Annotated in this window: 6 protein-coding genes and 1 pseudogene; 5 read left to right on the top strand and 2 right to left on the bottom strand. The window is 58.3% G+C overall.

The genetic code is table 11. The annotated features are described in order from the left end of the window. The 3 genes from HMPREF2928_RS08295 to abc-f all read left to right on the top strand — a co-directional run. Positions 1-568 (top strand): transposase (locus HMPREF2928_RS08295; RefSeq protein ID WP_210399885.1); only part of this gene is annotated, 568 nt, incomplete at its 5' end. Positions 569-1,624: 1,056 nt separating this feature from the next. Beyond that, complete coding sequence (locus tag HMPREF2928_RS08285) at positions 1,625-2,911, top strand: MFS transporter (RefSeq protein ID WP_005987410.1); 1,287 nt, start codon at positions 1,625-1,627, stop codon at positions 2,909-2,911. Positions 2,912-3,172: 261 nt separating this feature from the next. Further along, positions 3,173-4,642, top strand: coding sequence for a ribosomal protection-like ABC-F family protein (abc-f, locus tag HMPREF2928_RS08280; RefSeq protein WP_005987409.1), 1,470 nt, complete (start codon positions 3,173-3,175; stop codon positions 4,640-4,642). Between the two features lie 908 nt (positions 4,643-5,550). On the opposite strand, the gene HMPREF2928_RS08275 is transcribed toward abc-f, so the two are convergent. After that, entirely contained in the window at positions 5,551-5,838 is a 288-nt protein-coding gene (locus HMPREF2928_RS08275; RefSeq protein WP_204371245.1) for a Rossmann-fold NAD(P)-binding domain-containing protein, read from the bottom strand. 86 nt (positions 5,839-5,924) lie between these two features. On the opposite strand from HMPREF2928_RS08275, the gene HMPREF2928_RS08270 reads away from it, so the two are divergent. Beyond that, complete coding sequence (locus tag HMPREF2928_RS08270; RefSeq protein ID WP_306437770.1) at positions 5,925-7,277, top strand: IS30 family transposase; 1,353 nt, start codon at positions 5,925-5,927, stop codon at positions 7,275-7,277. A 220-nt stretch (positions 7,278-7,497) separates the two neighbouring features. On the opposite strand, the gene tet(W) is transcribed toward HMPREF2928_RS08270, so the two are convergent. Beyond that, complete coding sequence (tet(W), locus tag HMPREF2928_RS08265; RefSeq protein ID WP_063856422.1) at positions 7,498-9,420, bottom strand: tetracycline resistance ribosomal protection protein Tet(W); 1,923 nt, start codon at positions 9,418-9,420, stop codon at positions 7,498-7,500. A 449-nt stretch (positions 9,421-9,869) separates the two neighbouring features. Between tet(W) and HMPREF2928_RS08260 the strand changes: the two are divergent. Further along, positions 9,870-10,394, top strand: a pseudogene (locus tag HMPREF2928_RS08260) (transposase family protein); the annotation flags it as partial.

The following is a 10,394-nucleotide window of genomic DNA, read 5'->3' as shown; positions in this document are numbered from 1 at the left end:
AGGCCTGACCGGCGTGCGCCTGGTCACCAGTGATGCCCATCTGGGCCTGGTTGAGGCCATCGCCGCCAACCTACCCGGAGCCACCTGGCAACGATGCCGTACCCACTACGCCGCTAATCTCATGTCCGTCACCCCCAAAGCACTATGGCCCGCTGTCAAAGCGATGCTGCACTCGGTGTATGACCAGCCCGACGCGGCATCGGTCAACGCTCAATACGACCGGCTCTTGGACTACGTGAACGACAAGCTCCCCGCCGTGTGTGATCACCTCGATCAAGCCAGGGCAGACGTCCTCGCGTTCGCGTCCTTCCCCACCGGGGTGTGGACCCAGATCTGGTCCAACAACCCCAACGAACGCCTCAACCGCGAAATCCGCCGCCGCACCGACACCGTGGGAATCTTCCCCAACCGACAAGCAATCATCCGCCTAGTCGGAGCCGTCCTCGCCGAACAAAACGACGAATGGGCCGAAGGCCGACGCTACCTCAGCCTCGACATCCTCACCAAATCACGACTCACACCCCAACCCACCGGGCAGGAGGAACCCCCACTCCAACTCAGCGCATAACCCACCCCGAAGGACACAAAACGATTACACCACTCCACAGGACTTGACCCGCCAAGCAGCCACCTCGCGAAATTCAGCACGAGCACGCCCTCCCGGGTATGGGGCTCATGCCTCGTGCGAGTGATGAGAATCTTCGGGAATGCATCCCCGATGGATAGAATCGGCGCAATCTCCCTCTCGAGCGTCGAATCGGCGCCGATATCGTCGCTCACATACACTTTCCTTCCCGGTTTCGAAACTTGGAAGGCAGTATGCGCAAGGATGCGTCGAGGTGCGATCCCAGTCGTACCATGCCAGCAGAGATGTCGAGGCACATTCGTTCATGCTGCAATGCGGGCATCGGAGATGAAAAACAGCCCGTCGGGTAGTCATGGGCGTGCGGGAGCCCGCATCAGTAACCTGCCTCCTCGGTTGTCCCTTCTTTGCATGGTCGTCTACATAAAGGAGGAACCAGCCATGCAGATCAGCATGCTTGCCCTTCTTGGGTCACGGACCGGGGAGGCGAGGGCCTCCGTCGGGACCGCCCCGAGCAACCGGCATATCCAAGGAATGACAAGGCTCGATCGCTGTGCTGGTCAGGATGCCGAAGCGGGCCGTCCGCCAATCGGAATGCGGGTCAGGATGCTGCAACGTGATTCCAGCTGCAGGATACGGCTCCTTTGCGGTTGCCGCAAAACCTGCTGGCAACATTCTTACTATCCGAATGATGTACGCATCCCTTGGGATCGTTTCGCCTGACCAGGGCCATCTTCAGCGCCTCATCGGCCAGCTCGGCAGGCGCCTCTTCCACGCGTAATAGCCCTGGCGGGTCACCTATGCAACCAAAGATACAAAAGGAATCGAATGGCCAGAGAGGATTGCCCTTACCGATGCTCGATTCTTGACAGGCAAACTCAAGCCTCGTTAATATTACATATTACATGGTTTGCCAGACCGAATTAACAAAGGAGGGGTGTCGTGGTTGGTCTTTTCCGCACGTGGATGAGCGCCTAGAAAGCGGCGCTGTTGTGGCGTCGCGCTGTTTTTCTGCACGCCATTTCACGATTGGACATAACCATGATATTTGAAACCTCTCGGGGCAGGTCTGTTCTGCTGTGCCATTCATGGCAATTCAAGCTTTGTTTCGTATGGGGCGGGGAGCTCGTTTCGACATTGACGAGTTCGATTCTCCAAATGGGTCTTATTTGGCATCTCGCCCTCACGACAGGGTCGTCTTCTCTCCTCTCCTTAGCATCGCTGGCAGGCTTTCTGCCGATTGCTTTGTTCGGAATCCTTGCGGGCGCCGTTGTCGACAGACTGCCTTTGAAACGTGTCCTCATCGGCGCCGACCTCTTCATTGCCGCGGTGGGTGCCGCCTTGGCGATTGCCTCGTTGGCCGGCAGCTTACCTGCATGGCTAATTCTCATCGCCCTGTTTCTCCGTGCAGTTGGTACTTCGTTCTACACGCCAGCCTCCCAATCTCTCACGCCCCATCTCGCCCCGCCAGAGCATCTCGTTCGCCTATCGGGGGTGACTCAGGCGATTCAGTCCGGCGGATACATTCTTGGCGCCGCGCTTGCAGCAGTGATTTATCCCGTGGCGGGCATTACCGCTATGATTGTCCTCGACGTGCTGGGAGCGCTTTTCGCTTCTTTAGCCGTCCTCGCCGCACAGATAGACGCAGGGGGCCTCGATGAAGCCGACCGCAGCTTGTCCTTTTCCAATAAGGTTCGAGAGCTCTTCTCTGAGATTTCGGACGGCTACAAGCTGATTAGGGAGTACAGGGGGCTGTTCGCCCTTCTTTGGTGCGGGTTCGTCTTCGCTTTCGCGTTCTCTCCGCTCGCGGCATTGTTCCCAATAATGACCTTGGGGCATTTTGGCGGTAGCACGGGGGATGCCGCTTTGGTGGAAATCCTTTTTTCTGCAGGCATGCTGGCTGGGTCCGGCATTTTGGCGGCCACGGGAGGGTTCCGCAATAGGTCGTTCACCATGGTCGCCGCGATTGCCGGCTTCGGCATTGCCGCAATCGTATCCGGATCGCTCGGCCCGTCATTGTTCGCTGCTTTCCTGCCGGTGAGCTTTCTTATGGGCGCATGCTCCCCGTTGTACGCGGGAACCCAGACTGCCCTTATGCAGGAGCAGATACCTCCTGAGTACCTAGGCCGCGTTTTCGGCCTCTACGGAACCATCATGGCGTGGGCCATGCCCATGGGCCTCGCAGCCCCCTCCGTTTTTGCGGATCTGCTTGGAGCTCCGTTATGGTTCGTCGGCTCTGGAGCGACCATGGTACTGCTTGCGATGGCTATGCTGCTTGCTCCGAGCGTCCGAAACGCGGGGAAAAGAGATACCGGGCAGATTCAATAGCCCAAGTATTCGAAAAAAAGAGGCAGCAGCCATCGGTTCAAGCGTCAGCCTTCAAGCCCTTGCGACGACGAGGTATTGCACCGACATTCCGCATCGCGCTCCTTATTCGTCGCCAACTATCATTTTCGGATTTGCCGGCTTGCGCAAGGTCAAAACGCTCGCGCCGGCAATTGGGCAAAGGCGAAAAATCGACGTGAGCAATCTTTTTTGGCATGGCTGCGCTTCCAGTAAAACGCTAATACACAAAAGGCGGTTCAACCTATGGAACTCATAGTCAAAGCTAAAGACATCTTTTTGGAATATGCCGGCCGCGATATCCTAGATATCGAAGAGTTGGAAATCTACTCCTACGATCGCATCGGCTTGGTGGGAGACAATGGCGCAGGCAAAACCAGCCTGCTTAAAATTCTGAGCGGCAATCTTACCATTGCGGACGCCGACGTCAGGCGCTTCGGCAGCATTGCCCTCATCGGCCAACTCGATGAACTCGACCTTGATGCGGCTCAGGACAGTGGTGAGATGCTCTCCCGTCTCAACGTCGCCGGAGTGGCGCAGGAGACGATGAGCGGCGGGGAGGAAACACGCGCCAAGATTGCCTCTGCACTCTCCCAGCATGCAAGCGCGATCTTCGCCGACGAGCCTACGAGCCACCTCGACCAAGACGGCATCCGCCTTCTCGTCGGACAACTCAAGGCATTTGATGGGGCTCTGCTCATCGTGAGCCATGACCGTCATTTTCTCGACCAGGTGGTAGACAAGATCTGGGAGCTCAAAGACGGCGGTATTTCCGAATTCTGGGGTGACTACTCCGACTATCTGCGACAGAAAGAAGAAGAGCGCAAAGCTCAGGCGACTCGATACGAAGAGGCGATGCGCGAGCGCGATCGCCTCGAAGCCGCCATCGAAAAACAACGGAAAAAAGCACGGCAGGTCGACGCCAAGCGGAAGGCTGCGAAAAAAAGCAACGAGTATGCAGGTCGATTGGGGCATCAGAAAGCAACCGGCACCAAACAGAAGAGGATGTACCAGGCGGCTAAGGACATGGAGAAGCGCCTCGAAGCGCTCGAAGGGATTGAGGCCCCAGATAGCATTCGCGCCGTGCGGTTCCGCCAGAGCAAGGCCCTGGAACTGCATAGTAAATTTCCCATCTCGGCAGACGATTTCAGCTTGAGCTTCGGCAACTGCATGCTCTATGACCACGCGAAATTCGAGATACCGCTCGGTGCCAAAGTGGCCATCACCGGTGGCAACGGTACAGGAAAGACCAGCCTGCTGAAGGCAATCGCTCGACGCGCCGACGGTATCAACATCTCTCCCAAGGCAGAGATCGGTTACTTCGAGCAAACAGGCTACAAGTTCGACGCCCGTCAGTCTGCGATCTCGTTCATGCAGGATGGTTGCGAGTACAGCATGACCGAAATTCGAGGCATCCTCGCCTCTATGGGAATCGGACCGCGCGACCTGACAAAGGACGTTGGCGTTCTCTCGGGAGGCGAAGTCATCAAGCTGCTACTCGCGAAGATGCTGCTGGGCAGATACAACATCTTGCTCATGGACGAGCCTGGAAATTACCTGGACATCAAGAGCGCCGAAGCCCTCGAGCAGATGATGAGCGCCTATGCCGGAACGATAGTGTTCGTCTCCCACGATAAGAGGCTGGTCGAGAACGTCGCAGACATTGTCTACGAAATAAAGGACACCAAGCTAGTCAAAATCTTTCAGCGCGAATAGCCCTAAATGAGCAAGAAATAATCCCCGAACGGAGACAAGGGAGTAAAACGGCAAAGAAAGAGCCTCCGTCCCAACGCAGGGAACGGAGGCTCTTTAATCGCTTTTACTCATCTCCGTCGCTGGTGGCTTTGTCATGACTCTCGTACGAAACGAAACTCAGCGGCACAGTGCGGCACTCAAAATCGCAGGTCAGAACCCTATCGGCCTACTCCCACTCGATGGCTTCAGTTTTACTGTCCCGACATTCCAGTTGTCCTCAGTTTTCGATGCCGTCTCAAACCGAGTGCCGCCAAGTAACACTATGTCGTGTTTCATCGGCTTCGGGGACAAAAGCTGGGACAACTTCAAAAACCATTTTCAAACTCAGAGTATTGAGTTTTTATTTTTGTCCCAAGGGGCACGGAGAGCCGCCTTTGGAGGCTCGATATCGACGAAAACGCCCGCTTTGAAACTCAAGTGCCTTTTCGTGTGCGAGCCGCCAGCTGCAATAGGAAGTGAATCAACGCAGGCGCCTTTCAAGCAGTTTGCAAAACTGCAGGTTGCAGGCCTTCATTGCTAGTAGGGGAAATGAGTAGTCTCAGGTGGCTTGCCCATGAGTTAGCGAGCAGGTTGGGGCTTCGTTGTTGGCGCAATCACTTCGTGCACACTCGAAAGGTCTGTTTAACTTCAGACAGGGCGCCAGTGCCTACGCGCAGTGGCGCAGATGATGGGCAGCAAGAGACAAGCATCTGCTGCCGCCCATCAGAAAGCATCGTACAGGCCATACCACACGTCGGTGTAGATGAAGTCGGCGCCCTTGATGCACTCGGTTGTCGTCGGAGACCTTGCAGTTCTCCTCGCCGATGGCCATGAGGTCGCCCATCTCCTGCGAAGGCGGGCGAGCCGTAGCTCGCCCGACCTGGTACGTCTTACAGACCGTGCTTACCGAGAGCGGCCATGCGCTCATTGATGGTGGCGCGGTATGCCGCAGCCTTCTGCTCGTCGGGCTCGCTCTGGGGGCACAGAGTGGCCAGGATGGCGCGAATGGAGTGCTTGCGGTTCTCGGCCTCGACCCAGCACAGGGAGCGCTCGGGATCGTCCATGACCTCGTCGACGACTTCCTCGCCACGGTTGGCGGGCAGGCAGTGCATGAACATGCTGTTCGGACCGGCAACGTTCATCATATCCCAGGTCACCTGGTACTTCGGATAGAACACATCCATGTAGCTGGAGCTGGAGACTTCACCTTGATTATCAACTTTATCCGAACACCTCCCACATTCATCCGCACATGTGCGGATGAATGTGGGAACCCGATACCCTGAGGGCCGGATCGGCCGGCCCCGGGAGATCGGAGGACGGCATGTCCGGAAAGAAGAAGAGCGGCTCCGCAAGGGCGGTCCCGAGGGCCTACGGAAGGCTCACGAGGCACGAGCGGGACACGGTCCAGAGGATGCTGGAGCGCAGGGCGTCGTGCAGGGAGATCGCGAGGGAGCTGGGCAGGTCGCCCTCGACGGTGAGCGCCGAGGTGGCGTCGCACAGGTTCGTGACGGCGCCGAAGGCCAGGCGCGGCGAGCGCGTGGACGCCTCCGCCGACCTGTCGGCGGCCTGCCCGCGCCTGGCGGCGTGGCCGCGCTGCTGCAACGGGTGCGGCCGGTACCGCGCGATCGGCTGCAAGCGCCGCCCCCACGTCTTCTACGAGGCCCGGGCCGCGCAGCTGTGCGCCGACTCGGTCCTCGTCTCGTCCAGGCGCGGGATAGACGCCGACGAGCCCGCCGCGGCGGCCAGGCTGGAGGCGATAAGGGACTGCCTGCGCCGGGGGCTGTCGCCCGAGCAGATGGCGGCGCGCAACGGCGGCCCGGTGGACCTGTCGCCGTCGACCATCTACCGCTGGGTCTCGGCGGGCTACGACGGCATGACCAACATGGAGCTCAGGCGCAAGGTCGGCTACAGGCCGAGGAAGCGCGCCGCGGGCCGGGCGGCGACCCGCCACTCCGCCCGCAGGTCGCATGCCGCGTTCCTCGCCCTCGGGGAGGACGCGTGCGCCGCGGCCTGGGAGATGGACACCGTCGAGGGGGCCCGGGAGGACTCCGCCTGCCTGCTCACGCTGCTGCACCGCCCCAGCAGGCTCCAGCTCGCGCTGCCGCTGGAGGAGAAGACCGCCGGGTGCGTCGCGGACGCCCTGGAGGGCGTCCGGGCCATCCTCGGCGCCGACGGGACGCGCCGCGTGTTCCGCGCCGTCCTCACCGACAACGGCGCCGAGTTCTCCGACGAGGCGGCGATCGCGGCGCTGCTCGGCGAGGGGCCGGGCGAGACGAGGCTGTTCTACTGCGACCCCAGGCGCAGCGACCAGAAGGGCGCCTGCGAGCGCAACCACGTCGAGATCAGGAAGCTGCTGCCCAAGGGCGCCGGAATCAGGTTCGACCGGCTCGCCCCGGCCGACCTGGCGCTGGCCATGTCGCACGTGAACTCCGAGCCCCGCGGCGCGCTCGGCTTCGCGACGCCCGCGCGCGCCTTCAGGGCGATGCTCGGGGAGGACGCGGCGGCGCTGCTGGACGCCTACGGCGTGGAGGACGTGCCGCTCGGCGATCTCGACCTGACGCCGGGGCTCATCGAGAGGGCGCGCGCAGAGAGGGGCGATGCCCCGCTGGCCTAGCCTAGGAGAAAAACGGAATAGACGGACCGACCGTCCGGCTGAGTCTGGGAAGAGGTGCCGGGCGGCGGGCGGAGCATGGCCACCGGACCCATCGAAACACATCTCCACCATTCCTTCAACTGGGAAAATGCCGCCCCCGGGGCCCGGATAGGACCTCGGGGGCGTTCGGTTAACTGCGGGAGCGTGCCGTCAGCTCAATGTGTTCGGTTGGGATCGGAAATCAACCAGTGATCTTACTGAACATATGGCGCACCTTGTCCAGGCGGCTGTTTGGACGGCGGGGCTGGATGACTGGCTTGCCGACAGCGGCCTGATACCCTTTCAGTTCTGTAAGGCATACGCTCTGCCCGTTGGTGTAAAAGGCCAGATCAGTACGGTATGCCTGTATACAGCGGGCGGGAATCTCGCCAGTAAAGACAACTTCATCCTTTTTTACCTGGACCGTTTCGATGGTGGCACAGTATTTCGGTGCATCATGATAAGCCCTGGAAAGATATTCCCGGGGCGCATAGAGGGTGAAGGAGAGATAAGGTTCCAGCAGTTGCGTCCCTGATTCCTTCAATGCCTGTTCCAATACAATCGGGGCCAATGAGCGGAAGTCCGCCGGCGTGCTGACCGGACTGTAATAAAGCCCGTATTCAAAGCAAATCTTACAGTCCGTTACGTTCCAGCCGAACAAGCCCTGCTCCAGCCCGTAACGGATACCATCCCTGACAGCGTTTTGAAAACTCTGGTTCAAGTATCCCAGCGAAACCCGGCTCTCGTATTGTACACCGGAGCCAAGCGGGAGTGGTGTAACAGACAGTCCGATGGATGCCCAAAACGGGTTGGGCGGCACCTCGATATGGATGGTGTGGCTGGCTGCTTTGAGCGGCCGCTCCATATAAATGACGGTGGGTTCCTTTACCACTGTTTCAAGCTTGTATTTTTCCGACAGCAAAGCGGAAACAACCTCCAACTGCACCCGGCCCAAAAAAGAAAGAATGATCTCATGGGTGATGGAATCCACCTCGCAGCGCAAAAGCGGGTCAGTATCCGCAAGTTGCGTAAGAGCGTCCAGCAGCCGTTCTCTTTGCGCTGCCGTTTTCGGCGCAATCGACGTCCGCAGCATGGGGAGGGGGTCCTCACGCCACCTTTTACGAGGGAGCCGGGTTGGGTCCCCTAATACATCGTTTAACCTCACGCTGTCGCTGGGAAGGATAACAATTTCACCCGGATAAGCGGTGTCTGTCCGAACAATTTCCCCTTTGGATGGAATACGCATCTCTGTGATTTTCAGCTTTTCTCTCCCGGCCAGAGCCACCGTATCCCGCAGGCGCAGCGTTCCGCTGTATAGCCGCAAATAGATGAGCCGCTGGCCACAATCTGTATACTCCACCTTGAAAACGCTGCCGCATAGGGCGTCGCTCCCCTGTTCCCCAATCGGTTGGAACAGCCCTGTCACCGCATCCATCAACGGTTGAATGCCAAGGCCCTTTTTGGCGCTGCCATGATAGACCGGGAACAGGGAGGCGTCTTGAACCCGCCGCTGTTCCTCCTGCGCAAGTTCTTCCCGGCTGATTGGTTCTCCTGCGATATACTTTTCCAATAATTCATCGTTATTTTCGATGACCGCATCCCATGCTTCTATGTCGGTATTTTCCTCCAGGACTATTTCCGGGGACAGCGACACCGTCTGCTTGATGATAATATCGGCGGAGAGCTTATCCCGAACAGACTGATACACGCCCTGCAAATCAACGCCAGCCTGGTCGATCTTGTTGATAAAGATAACGGTGGGAATGTCCATTTTCCGCAGGGCATGGAACAGAATACGGGTCTGGGCCTGCACGCCATCTTTAGCGGAGATCACCAAGATGGCCCCATCTAAAACAGCCAAAGAGCGGTACACCTCCGCCAAAAAATCCATGTGGCCGGGCGTATCCACAATGTTGACTTTACATCTGTGCCACTGGAAGGAAGTGACTGCCGCTTGAATGGTAATCCCACGCTGCCGCTCCAAAAGCATGGTGTCCGTCCTCGTTGTCCCTTTTTCGACGCTCCCCGGTTCTGAAATGGCTCCGCTGGCATATAGCAGGCTCTCCGTCAAGGTTGTCTTTCCAGCGTCTACATGGGCAAGAATCCCGATATTGATAATGTTCATGTCTATCCTCCATACAAGGCCCGAATGGGCGCAAAAATCCCCAGCGGCTAATACTTTTACCGCTGGGGATTATAAGTTGCGGACATACACATATACAGCATACACCTGTTTGTGATTGCTGTTTTTGGGGATATGTCAAAATTGATAAGGCAAAAGTATTCTTAAATTGGGTACAAAAAACTAAGCCCCTACAAAAGGAGCTATCATAATCCTTTGTTCCCACTATTTGATTATAGTTTTATTTAAGAATACCTTGCCGCATATTTTTTACTCCTTTTCTGGATTAAATCATTGTATCACATCAGTTTTAGGAAAGCAAGTACCTAAAAGGGCTCTTCGCATTTGAGGGTGTAGGTGTTGTGGGCGGGGTTGGGCGTGTCGTGGCCGGGTAGGGGTCGAGGTCTTCCGATGATGGAGATTGCTACACCGTCCATCTGAAAGACCTCGACATGGCCAATACTATCTTTGATCGCCCTGACCTGAGCGCGTTCACGCGCCTGGATGACCTGGGCCTGGAAGTGACGGGCCAGCGCATGTGGCCAGACCATGCAGTGTTGGCTTGCCGGATTGCTGGTGAGGACCGGTGGTGTCGACGCTGCGGATGCCAGGGCGAGTCGCGTGACACGGTGATCAGGCGCTTGGCGCACGAGCCTTACGGGTGGCGCCCCACGATCTTGCACGTGAGCGTGCGCCGCTACCGGTGCCAGGAGTGCGCCCATGTGTGGCGTCAAGATATGAGCCAAGCGGCCGATCCGCGCGCCAAGCTCTCGCGTGCGGCGGTGCGCTGGGCGCTCACTGGGCTGGTCGTTCATCATTTGACGGTGGCGCGTATCTCCCAGGCCCTCGGTGTGTCCTGGAATACCGCCAACACCGCTGTCCTGGGTGAAGGCCAGCGTCTACTGATCAATGATCCAACTCGGTTCGATGGCGTGCGTGTCATCGGGGTGGATGAACACGTGTGGCGCCACACCCCC

Origin of the sequence: Rothia sp. HMSC072B04 (assembly GCF_001813725.1) — a bacterium.
GTDB lineage: Bacteria > Actinomycetota > Actinomycetes > Actinomycetales > Micrococcaceae > Rothia > Rothia mucilaginosa.
This window is presented reverse-complemented; position numbering and strand designations above follow the sequence as displayed.

What these genes read in the sequence shown, in the direction of transcription:
- HMPREF2928_RS08285 (WP_005987410.1), top strand. Translation starts at nt 1,625, where the DNA reads ATGATATTTGAAACCTCTCGGGGCAGGTCTGTTCTGCTGTGCCATTCA.
- abc-f (WP_005987409.1), top strand. Translation starts at nt 3,173, where the DNA reads ATGGAACTCATAGTCAAAGCTAAAGACATCTTTTTGGAATATGCCGGC.
- HMPREF2928_RS08270 (WP_306437770.1), top strand. Translation starts at nt 5,925, where the DNA reads ATGTGGGAACCCGATACCCTGAGGGCCGGATCGGCCGGCCCCGGGAGA.